Genomic DNA, 18,709 nt, shown 5'->3' with positions numbered 1-18,709 from the left:
GCCAGTCTGATTTAGGGTCATTCGGATAAACGAACCCAATTTAGTTATAAGGTAACGCATAAAAAAGCCCATCAGATGACGGGCTTAATACAGCAAAAACGAGACCAACTAGTTGCTGTTAGATACAACTAGTTACTAAGCGCTAGTTCTTGTGGGGGGCTGGCTGTTGCTGTGTCAGGCAGTGGATATTGCCCCCGCCCAGCAGTAACTCGCGGCCTGGCGCCATCACCACCTCATGCTCTGGAAACAGCTTTTGCAGGATCTCGCGGGCCTTTCCGTCCATCGGATCGTCGAAGCTGGGCGCAATGATGCCGCCGTTGACGATCAGAAAATTCACATAAGACCCGGCCAGACGCACCGAAGGGTTGCGTTCCTGGCTGCCATGCACCTGATCGACGCCTGCGCATTCTTCTTCTGTTGCGAACAATGGGCCTGGAATCGGCATTTTATGCACGATAAACGCACGACCTTTGGCATCAAGGGTGTTTTCCAAAATACTCAATGCCGCGTGGCAGCGTGAGTAGTTGGGGTCTTCGGGATCATCGGTCCAGGCCAGTAACACCTCGCCCGGACGGATGTAGCAGCAGAAGTTATCCACATGCCCGTCGGTTTCATCGTTGAACAGGCCATCCGGCAACCAGATGACTTTATCCACAGCCAAGTAATCGCCGAGGATCGTCTCGATCTGTTCGCGGGTCAGGTGCGGGTTGCGGTTGCGATTGAGCAGGCACTCTTCGGTGGTGATCAGCGTGCCTTCGCCATCCACGTGGATCGAGCCGCCTTCTAGCACGAAGCCTTCGGTGACGTAACGCGGGCAGCGCTCGATTTCGAGTACCTTGCTGCCCAGCTGCGAATCGAGGTTCCAAGGCGCATACAGGCCGCCATCGAAACCGCCCCAGGCATTGAATTCCCAGTTCACGCCACGTACTTCGCCACGGTCGTTGATGACGAACGTCGGCCCGCTGTCGCGCACCCAGGCGTCGTTGCTGCTCATTTCCACAACGCGGATGTTGGGCATGTCCAGCCGCGCACGGGCGTTGTCGTATTGTGCAGCGGACACCGCCACCGTGACCGGCTCAAAGCGGGCGATGGCCTTGGCGATGGCGACATGGGCAGCCTGGGCGGGCTTGCCACCCAGGCGCCAGTTGTCCGGGCGCTCGGGCCAGACCATCCAGACCTGGGTTTGCGGTGCCCATTCGGCCGGCATGTGGAAACCGTCGGCGCGTGGCGTGCTATTGAGCGTGGTCATGGCGATCAGGACTCCAGCGAACCGTCGAGGGTCTTCACCGCGCCGTACAGGTTAGGGCGGCGATCACGGAACGTGCCCCAGGCACTGCGGATATGCTCCAGCTCGTCCAGATCGAAGCTGTGGACCAGCACGCCTTCTTCGGTTTCGTTGAGCTCGGCGACTTTTTCACCGAACTGGTTGGCGATGAACGACGAGCCGTAGAAGGTGATGTCGTAGCCGTCCTGCTCTTCGTTGCCGATGCGGTTGCTGGCGATCAGCGGCATCAGGTTCGCGCCGGCGTGACCTTGCTGCACGCGCTGCCAGTGGTCACGCGAGCTGATGGTCTTGTCATGCGGCTCGCTGCCGATGGCAGTCGGGTAGAACAGAATTTCCGCGCCCTGCAACGCCATGCTGCGCGCGCACTCCGGGAACCACTGATCCCAGCAGATACCGACGCCGATTTTCGCGTAACGGGTCTGCCAGACCTTGAAGCCGGTGTCGCCTGGGTTGAAGTAGTACTTTTCGTGGTAGCCGGGGCCGTCCGGGATGTGGCTCTTGCGGTAGATGCCCAGGTTGCTGCCGTCTGCGTCGATGATCGCGATGCTGTTGAAACGTGCACGCCCTGCCAGCTCGAAGAAGCTGATCGGCAATACGACCTGCAGTTCTTTGGCGATTTTCTGGAAGTGCTTGATCGCGACGTTGGATTCGAGGGTAGTCGCCAACTGCAGATAGTCCGGGTTCGGCTTCTGGCAGAAGTACGGGGTTTCGAACAGTTCCTGAATCAGGATGATCTGGGCGCCCTTGGCGGCAGCTTCACGTACCAGCTTTTCAGCGGTCTCGATGTTGGCTTCCAGATCCCAGGAGCAGGCCATCTGGGTAGCAGCGACAGAAACGATACGGCTCATGAAAATATCTCCAGGGGCGGTTGCAAAGGACTTAACACCATAGCAGACGAGCGATGACGATTATGAACGCCTTTATAACGGATATAAATCGGCATTAAAAGCTAAAGAAATGTCTTTTTCTTATTAATTTTTGAATTTTGCCGATATTAATCTGCTTAAGGCTCATGACGGCGCTCATTTCTACGAGCTGGGTGTGACGCGGAGCGTCACGAACGGCATTCCCACGCTGGAGCGTGAGGAACGATGGGTGTCAGGCGCCACCTATCGTGCCCATGCTCCGCGTGGGTATGCCGCTCTGGACGCTCTGCGTCCTATCCTGCATATCAGCGCGGAGCGTCACGAACGGCATTCCCACGCTGGAGCGTGAGGAACGATGGGTGTCAGGCGCCACCTATCGTGCCCATGCTCCGCGTGGGTATGCCGCTCTGGACGCTCTGCGTCCTATCCTGCATATCAGCGCGGAGCGTCACGAACGGCATTCCCACGCTGGAGCGTGAGGAACGATGGGTGTCAGGCGCCACCTATCGTACCCATGCTCCGCGTGGGTATGCCGCTCTGGACGCTCTGCGTCCTCTATTCCAGTTCGTGGAGCACCTTCGATACGTTGTCGACAAAAAAGTCCACGCTTTGGCGGGTGGTGCACATCGGGGGTTTGATTTTCAGGATGTTCAGGTAGTCGCCGGTCGGCTGCATGAAGATGCCCAGTTCACGCAGGCGCTCGCACAGGCGGGCGGTTTCTTCTGTGGCGGGTTCCAGGGTGTGACGGTCGCGGACCAGTTCCATGCCCAGATAAAACCCCATGCCATGCACCGCGCCCACCAGCGGATGTTTGTCGGCCAGGGCCTGCAGCCGCGCTTTGAAGTGGTCGCCCACGATTCGCGCGTTGTCCCAGAGTTTCTCCTCCTCCATGACATCCAGCACCGCCATGCCGATTCGGCAACTGACCGGACTGCCACCGGATGACGAGAAGAAATAGCCCTCGGCCTCCAGCGCCTCGGCGATCTCACGGCGGGTGATCACCGCGCCCAGCGGATGGCCGTTGCCCATGCCTTTGGCCATGCTGATGATGTCCGGCACCACGCCCTGCTCTTCGAAACCCCAGAAGTGATGACCCAGCCGGCCATAACCCACCTGCACCTCATCGGCAATGCACACGCCACCCACAGCGCGGACCTTCTGATACACCTGTTGCAAATAACCCGGCGGCAGGGAAATCCCGCCTGCATTGCCATACACCGGCTCGCAGATGAAGCCCGCCACCTGCCGTTGCTGCTCAGCCAGCGTGGCAAGGGCCTGATCGACACTGCGCACGTACTCCGGCGCACTGTCCGCGCCCCTGAATGGCCCGCGATAGGTATTGGGCGCGGTGACCGGATGCACCCAGTCGGGGCGGGTGCTGAGTGCCTGAGGGTTATCGGCGATCGAGGTTGAAATGGCATCGGTCGCCACCGACCAGCCGTGATACGCCTCCAGCACACTGAGCATCTCGCGGCCACCGCTGTAAGCCCACGCCAGCCTGATCGCGAGGTCGTTGGCCTCAGTGCCGCTGTTGACCAGAAACACGCGGTCCATGCCCTCGGGTGCCAGCTTGAGCAGGCGCTCGGAAAACTCGGCGATCGCTGCATAGTGAAAGCGCGAGTTGGTGTTGAGCAGCGACCACTGCCGCGCCGCCTCGTGGGCCATGCGCGGGTGGCCGTGGCCGAGAACCGCGACGTTATTGAGCATGTCCAGATAGGAGCGGCCCTGCATGTCGATCAGGTGATTGCGCCAGCCCCGCTCGATCTGCGGCGGGGCCTGGTAGTAGTGCTTTTGCGAGCGGGCAAAGCTGGCATCGCGGCGCGCCAGCAATTGCGCGGCATCCTGCAAGGCTGGCGCGTCACAATCAAAACCCAGCAGGGCTGACGGCGACGGACAGATTGCGCGCCAGGCATCTGCCCAGGCCGGTGTAGTGAACAGCGGCGGGCTGAGGTCTGGCGCCGTGCACAATTGCAGCAACAGCGAGCCACCGCCCTGCCCGATCAACGAGCCCGCCGCCACCTGATCCGCTAGCGAAGCCTCCGGCAACACACCCCACAACTTCAAACTGATGCGCTCGCCGACCAACAGCACCGCAGCATCGGCCGTCAGCTTTAAGGTGCCACCAAACGGCGCATGCAGCGGCGTTGCGGCGGGCACGTGCAACTCGACGTGCAGCGCAAAGGTCTCCGGCTCGCGGGCGCAGTCAGGCAAGGTGCGTGACAGACGGTATTCACCGAACCGACTGGCTGCCAGACCACCGTCCCCGGCCGCTTGCGACAGCAGATATTCATCGATGCCGCTCTGTTCCCAGTTGCCTGCCACGAAGTGTTCACTGAGCACGCCCAGATCCACCAGCACCGGCTGAAGCCCCGCCAGGCTGGGCAGCAACGGCGAATAGGCAGGCTGTTCGACAGGCAGCAGGTCCAGACCCACCGCGCGCAGAATGGCAGCTTCCATCAGCGCCATCGGCACCGAAGTGGCGACCTCGAAAATGTTCCATTCCCCGGCAAGGTTGGCCTGGATATACGCATTGCCGGGCTCGACGCTGGCCTGCTGTTCGCTGCTGAGCACAAGCACTGCGGATCGAGCGACGATCAGCGGCCAGAGCGCCTGCAATTCCTCGATCTTCAGCGGATTGAGGGCGTGATAGGCGGCAATGGCCGGGAGGATGTACAGCGGATCGCCCTCGGCATGGTGCAGCAGCGCCGCACAGGTCACCGACAGATCAGCCACTCGCCAGGTACTGAGCAGATCGCCGAAATCAATCAGCCCCTGCAATTGCCACGGATGCCCCGCCTCGCGCCGCCAGACCGCGTTGTGCTCGGAGATGTCCAGATGCACCGCCTGGATCGGCAGTGCCGCAATCAATGGCAACAGACGGCGATGAGCCTGCTCGCCGGCTTCGATCAGACAGGCGCGGGCGTCGGCATCCTTGATCACCGGCAGCAGGTGCTTGATCAACGCATGGGCGTGGCGCGGGTCCCACTGCAGGATGCGCTGCAGACCGGGGTGGTCGAAATCGGCCAGCGCGATATCCACATGGGCACACAGCTCGCCCAGCTCAACCACGATGTCACGGCCCAGATGCTCGACATGTCCCAGCGATTGCCCGTCGATGAATTCGAGCAGGCGCACATGTACTGCCTGGCCGTCGATGTCGACCGACAGTAACTGCTCGGTGTCGTTGGCGCGGATCACACCCGGCACATTGAATGCACTGTGGCCGGCCAGATGATGCAGCGCCGCATGCTGGGCGTTCAGCTCGGTGGTCGAATAAGCCCCGTGGCAGATCTTCAGCACATAACGCCGCGTGCCGGTATCCAGTAAAAAGTTGCGATCCTGCTGGCTGCCCAACGCTTTCAGGGTGCCGCTCAGCCCGTAGTGCTCGGAGAGCAATTGCAAAGCCTGGTCCACGCTGACCTCGGGGCAAGGCAGACTGGATCGGCGGATGAGCGTGGCAAGCGGCATGGAAAACCTCGTTATTGTTGTCAGGCCAGACTCGTTGAGCCAGGCGTGATGGGCAGTCGCACAACTACAGGGGATTGACTATAAGGGGATTGCGCTGCGCGACCAATCCGCACCTGCAGCCCAGGTCGGGAAACAGCCGGAGTTTTATTCGACCTGCTGCTCGGGTTTAATGGTCCGATCCTGTCATACGCGTTCAAGCGCTATGCTGCATTACTCCAGAACACACAAGAAGGTCAGTTCATGCGAATACTCGTTACCGGGGGCGCAGGTTTCATCGGCTCTGCACTGATCCGCCACCTGATAAACAACACCGAACACGAAGTGCTGAACTTCGACAAATTGACCTACGCGGGCAACCTTGAATCGTTGCAGTCCATTGCGACCGACACGCGCTATGAGTTCGTGCAGGCGGATATCTGCGATCAGGCCCGCGTCAGTGCGGTGCTCGAGCGCTTTGCGCCGCAGGCGATCATGCACCTGGCGGCTGAGTCCCACGTCGACCGCTCCATCGATGGCCCGGCCGAGTTCATCCAGACCAACATCGTCGGCACCTATAGCTTGCTGGAAGCCACGCGCGCCTGGTGGCTGAAATTGCCGGAAGCGCAGCGCCAGGCGTTCCGCTTCCACCATATTTCCACTGATGAGGTGTATGGCGACCTGCACGGTGTCGATGATCTGTTCACCGAAACCACGCCGTATGCGCCCAGCTCACCTTACTCGGCGAGCAAGGCTGCGTCCGACCACCTGGTGCGCGCCTGGCACCGCACCTATGGCCTGCCGGTGGTGGTGACCAACTGCTCCAACAACTACGGGCCGTTCCACTTCCCGGAAAAGCTCATCCCGCTGGTGATTCTCAACGCCCTGGCGGGCAAGCCCCTGCCGGTGTACGGCAATGGCCTGCAGGTGCGCGACTGGCTGTACGTCGAGGATCACGCACGGGCACTGCTCAAGGTCGTGACCGAAGGTGAAGTCGGCGAGACCTACAACATCGGTGGCCACAACGAGCAGAAAAACATCGACGTCGTGCGCGGTATCTGCGCGCTGCTCGATGAGCTCGCGCCGCAGCACCCGGCAGGCGTCGCGCAGTACAGCGACCTGATCACCTACGTGGTCGACCGTCCCGGCCACGATCAGCGTTATGCCATCGACGCCAGCAAGATCGACAAGGAGCTGGACTGGACGCCCGAAGAAACCTTCGAGTCCGGGCTGCGCAAGACCGTGCAGTGGTACCTGAGTAACCTGGACTGGTGCCGCAGGGTTCAGGACGGCAGTTATCAGGGCGAACGACTGGGTTTTAGCGAGCCTAAAGACCTGATTGCCTGATCAGCACCCTTCTCGGCAGGCGCGCCTCAGGGCAGACTGTCGAGTCGCCACCACTTAATGAAGATTGCAGGGGAAGCCACGTGAACGTAGTCGCAACAAAATTGCCGGAAGTCCTGATTCTCGAACCCAAGGTATTCGGTGATGAACGAGGCTTTTTCTATGAAAGTTTCAACGCCAAGGCTTTTCAGGCTGCCACCGGCCTGACCCGCGAATTCGTGCAGGACAACCACTCCCGCTCGCAGCGCGGCGTCCTGCGCGGGCTGCACTATCAGATCGAAAATGCCCAGGGCAAACTGGTGCGCGTCACCGTCGGCAAGGTGCTGGATGTGGCTGTGGACATTCGTCGCAGTTCGCCGAACTTCGGCCAGTGGGTCGGCGTCGAGCTGTCTGCTGAGAACGCCCGTCAGTTGTGGGTTCCGGAAGGCTTTGCCCATGGCTTCGTGGTACTCAGCGAACACGCCGAGTTCCTGTACAAGACCACCGACTACTACACACCGTCTGCCGAGCGCTGCATCGCCTGGGACGATGCGGATCTGGCCATCGACTGGCAGTTCGACGGCCAGCCCAGCCTGTCGGCCAAGGATCAGCAAGGCAAGCGTCTGAAAGAAGCCGATCTGTTTGCCTGAGCCCACGCCCCAAGGCAGCCCGGCGTAATGTCCGGATGCCTGACAAGCCAGCGGCGGGCATAATACGCGCCTGATGCCCACGTCAGGATCGACCGGGTGTATCTGTTGCCTGCCACGGCGTGACCGCCAGCAGGCATCGTCAACCCTTCGGCGACGGCCAATCGATGACCATGACTCCCGCACTGCCGCGCCGCCCTCGCTGGCGCAGCCTCGCCCTTCTGGCACTCTGCCTGGCGCCGTTGCTGTGGCCGCTGGAACATCTGGCCGAACGTTATTACCGCAACGTGCTGGCCAATCAGAATCGCCAGACCCTGGACCTGTACGTCGCCAACCTGCTCGGCACCCTGCATCGTTACGAAACCCTGCCACAGATTCTCGGCGACCTGCCTGCCTTGCGCGCCGCACTGGCGGCGCCGGGCGACACACCCACCCTGGCGAACGCCAACCGTCTGCTCAGCGAAATCACGCGCCAGACCGGTGCCGATGTCATGTATTTGATGGACGCAAATGGCCTGACTCTGGCGGCCTCGAACTCGGAGCAGAAGGACAGCTTCATTGGCCGAAACTTCTCGTTCAGGCCCTACTTCATTGATGCACGGGCGGGCAGAACCGGGCGGTTCTTCGGCCTCGGCACGACCTCTGCCAAACGTGGTTATTTTTTCGCCGGCCCGGTGCGTGATGGTGAGCGGATCATCGGCGTACTGGTGGTCAAGGTTGATCTGGACCACACCGAAACCCTGTGGGGCAAGACGCCCGAGCAACTGCTGCTGACCGACCAGAACGGTGTGGTGATTCTGACGTCCAACCCCGAATGGCGCTTCCGGGCAACCCGCGACCTGACCGATGACGAGAAAAAAGCCATCGTCGCGATCCAGTCCTACCCGACCCGTGATCCGCGCCCGTTAAGGATCGATGAACACGCCTGGCTGACCCAGACCCAGGCCATCGAAGAAACCGGCTGGAACGTCAACATTCTCGCGCCTCGCGCCCTTGTCGACCGTCAGGTGCGCACGGTGGTGGCGATTGGCGGCGCAGCGCTGCTGGTGCTGATGTTGTTGCTGGGCCTGATGATGCAGCGTCGTCGTCATTATCTGGACCGCATCGCTTTCGAGGCCAAGGCGCGCCGCGAGCTGGAGATGCGGGTTATAGAACGGACCAGCGATCTGGAGGGGCTCAACAGCCGGCTGCGTCAGGAAGTGCTGGAGCGCGAACAGGCGCAGCAGGAGCTGGTGCAGGCCCAGGACGAACTGGTGCAGACCAGCAAATTGACGGCGCTGGGCACCATGTCGGCGAGTATCAGCCATGAGCTGAATCAGCCGTTGGCCGCCATCCGCAGTTACGCCGAAAACGCCGAAGTGCTGCTTGATCATCAGCGCACCGAGGACGCACGCGGCAACCTCAAGCTTATCAGCGAACTGACCGGGCGCATGGCCTCGATCATCGCGCACTTGCGCGCCTTCGCCCGTCGCGACCGCCACGCCCCTGAAAGCGTGGCACTGCAACCGGCGCTGGAAGATGCGCTGGCGCTGCTGGCCAAGCGGCGGCGCGCCATGGAAGTCGAACTGATCCGTGACCTGCCGGACGCCACGATCTGGGTGCAGGCCGGTGAAACCCGCCTGCGTCAGGTGCTCGGCAATCTGCTCGCCAACGCGCTGGACGCCCTCACCGAGAAAGGCCCGCCGCGCAGGCTGTGGATAAGTGTCGAGCAAACCGCCGAGGGCGTTAACCTGTACATTCGTGACAACGGCCCCGGTTTTTCCCAGGAAGCGCTGGCACGGGCTCGCGAGCCCTTCTTTACGACCAAGACCCGCACCCAGGGGCTTGGCCTTGGTCTGGCCATCTGCGATACGCTGATGCGCGCGCTGGGCGGCGAATTGCTGTTCGCCAACCATCCCAGCGGCGGTGCGCTGCTGACCCTGCGCCTGCGGGCCGGTGCTTCCGGAGCCAATCTTCAACCGCCAGAGGACCTTTCTGCATGAGTTCGGACACAGCCATCGACAGCCAGATTCAGGTGGTGCTGATCGACGACGATTCGCACCTGCGTCAGGCACTGCGTCAGACGCTGGACCTGGCTGGCCTGAACGTTCTGTCGCTGCCCGAGGCAACCGGGCTGGCCGAACGCATTGGCCGCGACTGGCCGGGCGTGGTGGTCAGCGATATTCGCATGCAGGGCATGGATGGCCTGGAGCTGCTCGACCAGCTTCACGCGCAGGACCCCGACCTGCCGGTGCTGCTGATCACCGGGCATGGCGATGTACCGTTGGCGGTGAAAGCCATGCGCGCCGGGGCCTACGACTTTCTGGAAAAGCCCTTCGCCAGCGACGCCATGCTCGACAGCGTGCGCCGTGCCCTGGCGCTGCGCCGTCTGGTGCTGGATAACCGCAGCCTGCGCCTGGCCCTGAGTGATCGCCAACAACTGAGCACACGCCTGATCGGTCAGTCGCCGCCGATCCTGCGTCTGCGCGAACAAATCGGCGCACTGGCCGGGACGCGAGCCGACGTGCTGATCCTCGGTGAAACCGGCGCAGGCAAAGAAGTGGTCGCCCGCGCGCTGCACGACCTGTCCAACCGCCGCAGCGGCCCGTTCGTGGCGATCAACGCCGGGGCGCTGGCTGAATCGGTGGTGGAAAGCGAGCTGTTCGGTCACGAGCCCGGGGCCTTCACCGGCGCGCAGAAGCGGCGTATCGGCAAGTTCGAGTTTGCCAACGGCGGCACGCTGTTCCTCGATGAAATCGAAAGCATGAGCCTGGACGTGCAGGTCAAGCTGCTGCGCCTGCTGCAGGAGCGCGTGGTCGAGCGAATGGGCAGCAATCAGCAAATCCCGCTGGACATCCGCATCATCGCCGCGACCAAGGAAGACTTGCGTCACGCGGCCGATCAGGGCCGCTTCCGGGCGGACTTGTATTACCGCCTGAACGTGGCCTCGCTGCGCATCCCGCCGTTGCGCGAACGGGGTGAGGATGCGCTGATGCTGTTCGAGCATTACGCTGATGCCGCGAGCATGCGCCACGGCATCCCCAAGCACGAACTCAAACCGGGCCAGCGCGCGCTGCTGTTGCGGCATAACTGGCCGGGCAACGTCCGGGAACTGCAGAACGCCGCCGAGCGCTTTGCGCTGGGTCTGGAACTGGAGCTGGAAGGCGCTGATACAGAACAGGCGCCACCACCGGGCGGGGGTTTGAGTGATCAGGTGGAAAGCTTCGAGCGCGCGTTGATCGCCGCCGAACTGGCGCGCCCGCACAGCTCGGTGCGCAGCCTGGCGGAGGCGCTGGGTGTGCCGCGCAAGACCCTGCACGACAAACTGCGCAAGCATGGCCTGACGTTTGGCGACAGCAGCGGAGCTTCCGATGACACCGATTGAGCCTGAACATGACGCAGCCCACGCACTGGAGCAGGTGCTGCACCACGATATTCCGCTGACCCGCGAGATGGGCATGCGCGTGATCGACTGGCACAACCAGACACTGCGCCTGCACCTGCCGCTGGCCCCCAACGTCAATCACAAGAGCACGCTGTTCGGCGGCAGTCTGTATTGCGGCGCAGTACTGGCGGGCTGGGGCTGGCTGCACCTGCGACTGCGCGAGGCCGGGATCACCGATGGGCATATCGTGATTCAGGACGGGCAGATCAGTTATCCACTGCCGGTACGCAGCGACGCCATCGTCCGCTGCGACGCGCCAGAGCTGGCGCAGTGGGACAAATTCATCGCCACCTACCAACGCCGAGGCCGCGCCCGCCTGACCCTGCACACCGGCATCAGCGAGCAGGACAGCAAAGAACAGGCTGTTCGTTTTGTCGGGCAGTTTGTGTTGCACCGGTGAGTGAGGCTGCGCGCAGTTGACGCACTGGTGAAACTTTCTCAGCCCCATATGCAGACCTGTGGGAGCGCGCTCGCCCCTGCATACTTGTATCAAGCGAAGAACAGGCCGTGCGCTTTGTCGAGCAGTTCGTGTTGCGCCAGTGAGGCTGCACGCATTGGATGCACTGTACGCAGACCTGTGGGAGCGAGCTTGCTCGCGAAGAGGCCGGTGCAATCTATGAAAATTCATCGTCTGAACCATCGCCTTCGCGAGCAAGCGAGACGTCGCCCGTCTCGCTCCCACGCCTGCCGGGCAGAGTCCTTGAAGCCAGCCTCAGGACTGCGCCAGCACCAGCAGTTTGTCGCGCCATTCGGCGTTGGCGGGCAGGGCCAGGAAGAATGGGTTGAGCAGCGATTCACGCGCCGGGTAGCTGAATGGCTGGCCGTCCAGTTGCAACACTTCGCCTCCCGCACCTTCAAGCACGCCCTGCGCCGCAGCGGTGTCCCATTGCGAGGTCGGGGCCAGGCGTGGGTAGCAGTCGGCGGCGCCTTCGGCCAGCAGGCAGAATTTCAATGAGCTGCCGATGTTGGTCAGTTGCAAATGGCCCAGCCCGTTCGACAGGCCGGCGAGCAAATGCTCCTGCTCCGGGCTGGAGTGGCGGCGGCTGGCGACCACGGTAAAGGTCTGCCCTTCGCCAGGCTGTGTGCGCACTGCGATCGGCTGGATGTGACCGACGCCATCGCTGCGCCAGGCACCCAGCCCGGCACCGCCGAAGTAGCAGCGGTTATTGGTGGGCATCGAGACCACACCGAATACCACGCGGCCACGCTCGATCAGCGCGACATTGACGGTGAACTCTTCACTGCCGGAGATGAACTCCTTGGTGCCGTCCAGCGGATCGACCAGCCACCAGCGCTCCCAGCTTGCCCGCTCGCTGAGGGGGATGTCTGCGTCCTCTTCGGAGAGCACATGAATGTCCGGATCAAGCGCCTGCAGACCCTCGACCAACACCTGATGGGCGGCCAGGTCAGCGGCGGTCACCGGCGAATCGTCGGTCTTGGTGGTCACGGTGACGTTGGCGCGCCAGAACGGCAGGATCACTTCGCCCGCCAGTCGCGTCAGTTCGATCACCGGCGCGAGCAGCGGATGTGGCAGGTTGTGCAACGAATCGGTCATGGCTGAAATAATCCACGCTGGGTCAGCAGGTCACGTGTGAGGTACAGCGCGGCCAGCGCCCGGCCTTCGCTGAACTGGGCATTCTGGGCAAGGCTCGACAGCTCGCGCAGGTTGATCCGGTCAACCCGGATCGGCTCGGGCTCGTCGCCCTCCAGCCGCTCTTCGTACAGGTCGGTGGCCAGCACCACCTGAATTTTCTGACTCATATAGCCGGGGGACAGCGACAGCTCGGTCAACAGTTCCAGCTCACGCGCACCGAAACCGGCCTCCTCCTTGAGTTCACGGTTGGCAGCCGCCAGCACGTCTTCGCCTGGCTCGATCAGGCCCTTGGGCAGGGACAGCTCGTAGGCATCGGTGCCGCCGCAATATTCTTCGATCAGCACAGCGTGATCGGCATCGAGCATGGCCACGATCATCACCGCCCCGGGGCCCGTGCCTTTGCTGGCCAGACGCTCATAGGTCCGCTCGACGCCATTGGCAAAGCGCAATTGCAGCTCTTCAACGCGGAACAGACGACTACTGGCGACGATTGCGCGGGCAAGTACGGTAGGTTTCTGACGCATGACAGGCTCCTTTACATGAACGAGGTACTATACCGAGCTTTTCCCGATGTCTGTGTCGGATATGCTTACCCGCTATCAACCCCCTGACGAGGCCAGAATGCTTTCCATGCCCTGGAGCGAAATCGATACCGTCCTGCTGGATATGGACGGCACGTTGCTCGACCTGCATTACGACGAACACTTCTGGATGCAGCACCTGCCGCAGCGCTACGCCGAACTGCACGGCGTCAGTTTCGCCATGGCCTGGCTGGAATTGAAACCGCTGTTCGAAAACAACGCGGGCACGCTCAACTGGTACTGCCTGGATTTCTGGAGCGCCGAGCTTAACCTGTCGGTCCGCGACCTGAAACGCGAAATCGCCCACATGATTGCGCTGCGCCCAGACGCCGAGACCTTTCTCGCGGCCCTGCAAAAGGCCGGCAAGCGAGTGATCATGATCACCAATGCGCACCGTGATTCGTTGTCGCTGAAGATGGAGCGAATCGAGCTGGCGCCTTATTTCGAACGCCTGATCAGCTCTCACGATTACGGTTTTCCCAAGGAAAGCCAGCATTTCTGGGACGCTCTGAAGGCCGAAACAGCCTTCGACCCGGCACGCAGTCTGTTTATCGACGACACCCTGCCGATCCTGCGCAGCGCTCGACACTTCGGTGTAGCCCATTTGCTGGCCGTCAGCCAACCCAACAGCCAAAAAGGCCCGAAAGACACCGAAGAGTTCGCCGCAGTGGACGACTATCGGGAGTTGATCAAGGGCGTGCTCGATCATTCAGCCTGAGCGCGTAGAATCGGCTGTCTGGACGGCTCATCGGAGTGAACATGGACATCAAGCAACTTAAATTTCTGATCGCCCTCGACGAGACGAGGCACTTCGGCCAGGCGGCTGCGCGCTGCAACATCACCCAGCCGACGCTGTCGATGCGCCTGCGCAATCTGGAAGAAGAGCTTGGCTTGCCACTGGTCAATCGCGGCCAACGCTTCGAAGGCTTTACCGCACCAGGCGAACGCGTATTGGCCTGGGCACGCACGGTACTGGCTGCCTACGACGGTCTGCAGGCTGAAGCGGCCGCCTGCCGCGGTCATCTGGTCGGGACGTTGCGCCTGGGCGTGGTGCCGCTGTCGAGCTTCGATCCGCTGCCATTGCTGCACCGGCTGCACCAGCTGCACCCCAATCTGCGCTTCGAGCTGTCGTCACTCAGCTCCGAGCAAGTGCTGGAACAACTGGCAAGCAATCGTATCGATCTGGGCGTCTCGTACCTGGAACGTCTGGACAATGAGCGTTTCGATTCGCTGACCCTGGACGACACGCGCATGGGCCTGCTGTACGACCGTCGGCACTTCACGTTTGGCGACGATCCCTTGAGCTGGGCCGATCTGGTCGAGCTGCCACTGGGCATGCTGACCAGCGGCATGCATTTTCGGCAGTCGATCGATCACAACTTCCATAGCCGCGGCCTGCAACCCAATCCGCTGATACAAACCGATGCCGTTCATCAGTTGCTGCAAGCCGTACATGGCGGTTTTTGCTGCGCGATCATGCCGCTGGATGGCGGTCTGGAAACGCTCACCGAACATTTGCGCCTGCATCCGATTGCCGACTCCCGGACTTTGGCCCGGCTGGGGTTGATCATGCGCCGCAGTGCGCCACGTTCGGCACTGGCTGAAGCCTGCTTTGCACTGGTAGCAGAAATACCGCGCTAGAGCGTTGATCGACGTCATCTATCGGGACATCAGCACTAGCGATTAGACGATTTCCAATAACGGGCCTAGTCTTGCAGATGTCATTCTGCCGGTATTTCAGCCCATGCCCGTTACGCGCAAGGTCAGCTCGGCGTCCTTTGCTACGCCAGCCCCCGAAGCAAGCCAGTCTTACAGCTACTCGAATCTCGAGGGCAAGGACTCTGCACGTAACGAACTTGCTGAAGAAGTGGCGCTGGCGATTGCCTACAACGGCATCAGCCAGGCGGTCATGCTGGTCAGCCCTACTGATCTGGAAGACTTTATCGTCGGCTTCAGCCTGGGCAGCGGCATCATTGCCTCGCATGACGAAATCTACGACTTCAAAATCAGTGGTTGCGGCTCGGCGATGCAGGCCGAGGTCGAGATCGCCAGCCGCGCGTTCTGGGAACTCAAGCAGCAGCGTCGGCAACTGGCTGGCACCAGCGGTTGCGGACTGTGTGGCGTTGAAGCCGTCGAGCAGGCACTGCCTGACCTGAAGGCGCTGCCCGGCGCGCCCCTGCCCCCGATCGAATGGCTGGAAGGCCTGCGTCAGCGCATCGGCGAGTTCCAGCCGCTCGGCCGCCATTGCGGCGCCGTACATGCGGCGGTGTTCATGGACGGTAACGGCCAGCTGTTGCTGGGACGTGAAGACATTGGCCGCCACAACGCGCTGGACAAGCTGATCGGCGCATTGATCCGTCAGGACATCCCCTTGGCAGGCGGCGTCGCCATCGTGACCAGCCGCTGCAGCCTGGAACTGATTCAGAAAGTATTGCGCGCCGGCATCCAGACCCTGGTCAGCCTGTCTTCGCCCACCGGCCTGGCCCTGCAATGGGCCCGCCGTCACAACCTCAATCTAATTCACCTGCCGCAGAAAAGTGCGCCGCGGGTCTATAGCCCTGCGATGGAGATTCAAGCGTGAGCACTCATCATCAAGCCGACAAGACACCAACCCCCCGCTACAAGCCGTACAAAGGTGCGGCAGGCGGCTGGGGCGCACTGATCAGCGTGACGCAACACTGGCTGGGCAGTGACAACGCGCTGAAGAACCTGCGCATGATGCTCAAGACCAACCAGAACGGCGGTTTCGACTGCCCGGGCTGTGCGTGGGGTGATTCGCCGGAAAGCGGCATGGTCAAGTTCTGCGAGAACGGCGCCAAGGCGGTGAACTGGGAAGCGACCAAGCGTCGTGTCGACCCGGCCTTTTTCGCCCGCTACAGCGTCAGCTCGTTGATGGAGCAGAGCGATTACTGGCTCGAGTATCAGGGCCGCCTGACCGAGCCGATGAGCTATGACGCGGAAACCGACCGTTACAAGCCGATCAGCTGGGACAACGCGTTTGCGCTGATCGCCAAGCACCTGAAGAACCTGCCCAGCCCGAACATGGCCGAGTTCTACACCTCCGGCCGCGCCAGCAACGAAGCGGCGTACCTGTATCAGTTGTTCGTGCGCGCTTATGGCACCAACAACTTCCCTGACTGCTCGAACATGTGCCACGAGGCCAGTGGCGTAGCGCTGTCGCAAAGCGTCGGCGTCGGCAAGGGCACCGTGACGTTCGAGGATTTCGAACACGCCGATGCCATCTTCGTCCTCGGTCAGAACCCCGGCACCAACCACCCGCGCATGCTCGAGCCATTGCGCGAAGCGGTACAGCGCGGCGCCCAGGTGGTGTGCGTTAACCCGCTCAAAGAGCGTGGCCTGGAGCGTTTCCAGCATCCGCAACACCCGGTCGAAATGCTCACCAACGGCGACCGCCCGACCAACACCGCTTACTTCCGCCCTGCCCTGGGTGGCGACATGGCGCTGTTGCGCGGCATGGCCAAGTTCCTGCTGCAATGGGAGCGCGAGGCGCAGGCCAACGACGCACCTTCGGTGTTCGACCACGCGTTCCTCAACGAACACACCGAAGGCGTGCTCGAATACCTGGCTGCCATCGATGACACGTCCTGGGACGCCATCGTCGAGCAATCCGGCCTGCCGCTGAGCGACATCGAGCAATCGGCACGCATGTACGCCAAGGGCAAGAACGTAATCATGTGCTGGGCGATGGGGATTACCCAGCACCGTCACTCGGTGCCGACCATCCAGGAAATCGCCAACCTGATGCTGCTGCGCGGCAACATCGGTCGTCCGGGTGCCGGCCTGTGCCCGGTGCGCGGTCACAGTAACGTGCAGGGTGACCGCACCATGGGCATCAACGAGCGCCCACCGGTGTTCCTGCTCGATGCCTTGGAAAAACGCTTCCAGTTCAAAGTACCCCGCGAAAATGGTCACAACGTCGTCGAAGCCATTCACGCCATGGCCGAAGGTCGCGCCAAGGTGTTCATCGCGCTGGGCGGCAACTTCGCTCAGGCCACCCCGGACAGCCATCGCACTGCCGAAGCCCTCAGTAATTGCGACCTGACCGTACAGATCAGCACCAAGCTGAACCGCAGTCACCTGTTCCACGGCAAGGACGCGCTGATCCTGCCGTGCTTCGGCCGTACCGACATCGACATCCAGGCCAACGGCCCACAAGCCGTCACCGTGGAAGATTCGTTCAGCATGGTTCACGCCTCCAACGGCCAGTTGAAGCCGTCCTCGAAGCAAATGCGTTCCGAGCCTGCGATCATCGCCGGTATCGCCAACGCTACGCTGGGCAAGGCGCCTGTGGACTGGTTGTGGCTGGTCGAGGACTACAACCGTATTCGCGACCTGATCGCCGACACCATCCCCGGCTTCAAGGATTTCAACGAGCGCGTCAAGCACCCGGGCGGCTTCTACCTGGGTAACGCTGCTGGCGCACGTCGCTGGAACACTGCGTCGACCCGCGCCAACTTCAAGTCCAATGCGCTGCCGCTGACTCTGATCAATGAACACGTCAGTTCAACCGGGCAGATCCCGGACCTGATCATGCAGTCGATGCGCTCGCACGATCAGTACAACACCACCATCTATGGCCTGGACGACCGCTATCGCGGCGTCAAAGGTCAGCGTGACGTGCTGTTCGTCAACGAAGCCGACATCATCCGTCTGGGCTTCCAGCCGGGGCAGAAGGCGGACCTGATTTCGATCTGGAGCGATAACCGCGAGCGCCGCGTCAAAGGCTTCACGTTGCTGCCATTCGATATTCCGGCCGGTCAGGCTGCCGCCTACTACCCAGAGGTCAACCCGCTGGTGCCGCTGGAAAGCGTGGGCGATGGCAGCAGCACGCCGACCTCGAAGTTCGTTGCCATCCGCCTCGAGCGCTCTGCAGAGTCGGCACGCATCCTCTAACGTCCCTNGCCCGTTTCTCTGGAAACGGGCCTTTCGCAAGTAACCTCAGACTCTCATTTCCGACTTAAGTTCCTTAGCCAAAACAATAACTTAGCAGTTTGTGTGGCAATCGTGTTACTCGTCGGAATTGCATTGCTACATTCTTCACTTGACACCAAGATCGCGCCGTCATCCCTATGAGATTCCATACATGAAGTATTCCTCGATACTGTTGTTGTCTCTTACCTTGATCAGCGGTGCGGCGTCTGCAGGCAACCTTGAGTCAGGCGTAGGCGGAGCATTGGGTGGGGTACTCGGTTCGGTCGTCGGTCAGCAGATCGGCGGCAGCACTGGTTCAGCAATTGGCGCAGGTGTCGGCGGCGCAGCCGGTGGCGCTGTAGGCGCAGACCGTCGCAACCGCACAGAAGCAGCCATTGGCGGCGGTCTGGGCGCTGCGGGCGGTAACGTGCTGGGTCGCAGCGTCGGCGGCAACACCGGCAGCCTGGTCGGCTCGGCGGTAGGTGGCGGCGGCGGTGCTGCACTCGGCAACTACATGGGCAACGAAAGCCGCAGCGATGATCGTCGTTATCGTGGTGGCCGTGATCATGGCCATCGCCCGAAGCACCACGGCCATCGCCGTCATCGTGACTGA

Annotated in this window: 15 protein-coding genes; 10 read left to right on the top strand and 5 right to left on the bottom strand. The window is 61.8% G+C overall.

Going from position 1 to position 18,709, the window contains the following annotated elements; genetic code table 11:
• Positions 1 to 142: 142 nt before the first annotated feature.
• From aguA to AO388_RS06750, 3 genes are all read right to left on the bottom strand, one after another.
• The gene (gene aguA / locus AO388_RS06760; RefSeq protein ID WP_054081364.1) at positions 143 to 1,249 is read right to left on the bottom strand and encodes an agmatine deiminase; all 1,107 of its coding nucleotides are present in this window, start codon (positions 1,247 to 1,249) and stop codon (positions 143 to 145) included.
• 5 nt (positions 1,250 to 1,254) lie between these two features.
• On the bottom strand, positions 1,255 to 2,133 hold the full coding sequence (aguB, locus tag AO388_RS06755) for an N-carbamoylputrescine amidase (protein ID WP_003372277.1): 879 nt from the start codon (positions 2,131 to 2,133) through the stop codon (positions 1,255 to 1,257).
• A gap of 573 nt (positions 2,134 to 2,706) precedes the next feature.
• Entirely contained in the window at positions 2,707 to 5,619 is a 2,913-nt protein-coding gene (locus tag AO388_RS06750) for an aminotransferase (RefSeq protein ID WP_058396544.1), read from the bottom strand.
• 240 nt (positions 5,620 to 5,859) lie between these two features.
• Between AO388_RS06750 and rfbB the strand changes: the two genes are divergently transcribed.
• The 5 genes from rfbB (at position 5,860) to AO388_RS06725 (ending at position 11,389) form a co-directional block, all read left to right on the top strand.
• Positions 5,860 to 6,942 carry a dTDP-glucose 4,6-dehydratase gene (rfbB, locus tag AO388_RS06745; protein WP_058396545.1) on the top strand — a complete coding sequence of 361 codons (1,083 nt, stop codon included), beginning with the start codon at positions 5,860 to 5,862 and terminating at the stop codon, positions 6,940 to 6,942.
• Between the two features lie 80 nt (positions 6,943 to 7,022).
• On the top strand, positions 7,023 to 7,568 hold the full coding sequence (rfbC, locus tag AO388_RS06740) for a dTDP-4-dehydrorhamnose 3,5-epimerase (RefSeq protein WP_024661828.1): 546 nt from the start codon (positions 7,023 to 7,025) through the stop codon (positions 7,566 to 7,568).
• Between the two features lie 170 nt (positions 7,569 to 7,738).
• Positions 7,739 to 9,547: a sensor histidine kinase gene (locus AO388_RS06735; RefSeq protein ID WP_032609702.1), complete on the top strand. Its 1,809-nt coding sequence runs from the start codon at positions 7,739 to 7,741 to the stop codon at positions 9,545 to 9,547.
• Positions 9,544 to 10,929, top strand: coding sequence for a sigma-54-dependent transcriptional regulator (locus AO388_RS06730; protein ID WP_003372289.1), 1,386 nt, complete (start codon positions 9,544 to 9,546; stop codon positions 10,927 to 10,929). The genes AO388_RS06735 and AO388_RS06730 overlap by 4 nt, the downstream gene beginning before the upstream one ends.
• The gene (locus AO388_RS06725; RefSeq protein WP_003372291.1) at positions 10,916 to 11,389 is read left to right on the top strand and encodes a YiiD C-terminal domain-containing protein; all 474 of its coding nucleotides are present in this window, start codon (positions 10,916 to 10,918) and stop codon (positions 11,387 to 11,389) included. The genes AO388_RS06730 and AO388_RS06725 overlap by 14 nt, the downstream gene beginning before the upstream one ends.
• Positions 11,390 to 11,701: 312 nt before the next feature.
• Here AO388_RS06725 and cysQ read toward each other — a convergent pair whose 3' ends face one another.
• Both cysQ and nudE read right to left on the bottom strand, forming a co-directional pair.
• A complete protein-coding gene (cysQ, locus tag AO388_RS06720; RefSeq protein ID WP_003434802.1) occupies positions 11,702 to 12,544 on the bottom strand; it encodes a 3'(2'),5'-bisphosphate nucleotidase CysQ in 843 nt (280 codons plus the stop codon).
• Positions 12,541 to 13,107, bottom strand: coding sequence for an ADP compounds hydrolase NudE (gene nudE, locus AO388_RS06715; protein WP_003372295.1), 567 nt, complete (start codon positions 13,105 to 13,107; stop codon positions 12,541 to 12,543). The genes cysQ and nudE overlap by 4 nt, the downstream gene beginning before the upstream one ends.
• Before the next feature lie 97 nt (positions 13,108 to 13,204).
• Here nudE and yrfG point away from each other — a divergent pair, with 97 nt between their 5' ends.
• The 5 genes from yrfG (at position 13,205) to AO388_RS06690 (ending at position 18,709) form a co-directional block, all read left to right on the top strand.
• On the top strand, positions 13,205 to 13,882 hold the full coding sequence (gene yrfG, locus AO388_RS06710) for a GMP/IMP nucleotidase (RefSeq protein WP_003434805.1): 678 nt from the start codon (positions 13,205 to 13,207) through the stop codon (positions 13,880 to 13,882).
• 41 nt (positions 13,883 to 13,923) lie between these two features.
• The gene (locus AO388_RS06705) at positions 13,924 to 14,805 is read left to right on the top strand and encodes a LysR family transcriptional regulator (protein WP_003372300.1); all 882 of its coding nucleotides are present in this window, start codon (positions 13,924 to 13,926) and stop codon (positions 14,803 to 14,805) included.
• A 103-nt stretch (positions 14,806 to 14,908) separates the two neighbouring features.
• Positions 14,909 to 15,745: a formate dehydrogenase accessory sulfurtransferase FdhD gene (fdhD, locus tag AO388_RS06700; RefSeq protein ID WP_058396546.1), complete on the top strand. Its 837-nt coding sequence runs from the start codon at positions 14,909 to 14,911 to the stop codon at positions 15,743 to 15,745.
• Entirely contained in the window at positions 15,742 to 18,078 is a 2,337-nt protein-coding gene (locus tag AO388_RS06695) for an FdhF/YdeP family oxidoreductase (protein WP_058396547.1), read from the top strand. The genes fdhD and AO388_RS06695 overlap by 4 nt, the downstream gene beginning before the upstream one ends.
• A gap of 190 nt (positions 18,079 to 18,268) precedes the next feature.
• On the top strand, positions 18,269 to 18,709 hold the full coding sequence (locus AO388_RS06690) for a glycine zipper domain-containing protein (protein ID WP_003372307.1): 441 nt from the start codon (positions 18,269 to 18,271) through the stop codon (positions 18,707 to 18,709).

Source organism: Pseudomonas sp. ICMP 10191, from assembly GCF_001467335.1.
GTDB lineage: Bacteria > Pseudomonadota > Gammaproteobacteria > Pseudomonadales > Pseudomonadaceae > Aquipseudomonas > Aquipseudomonas cerasi.
Note: the sequence above shows the minus strand (reverse complement) of the source record. Positions and strands in the feature narration are given on the sequence as shown.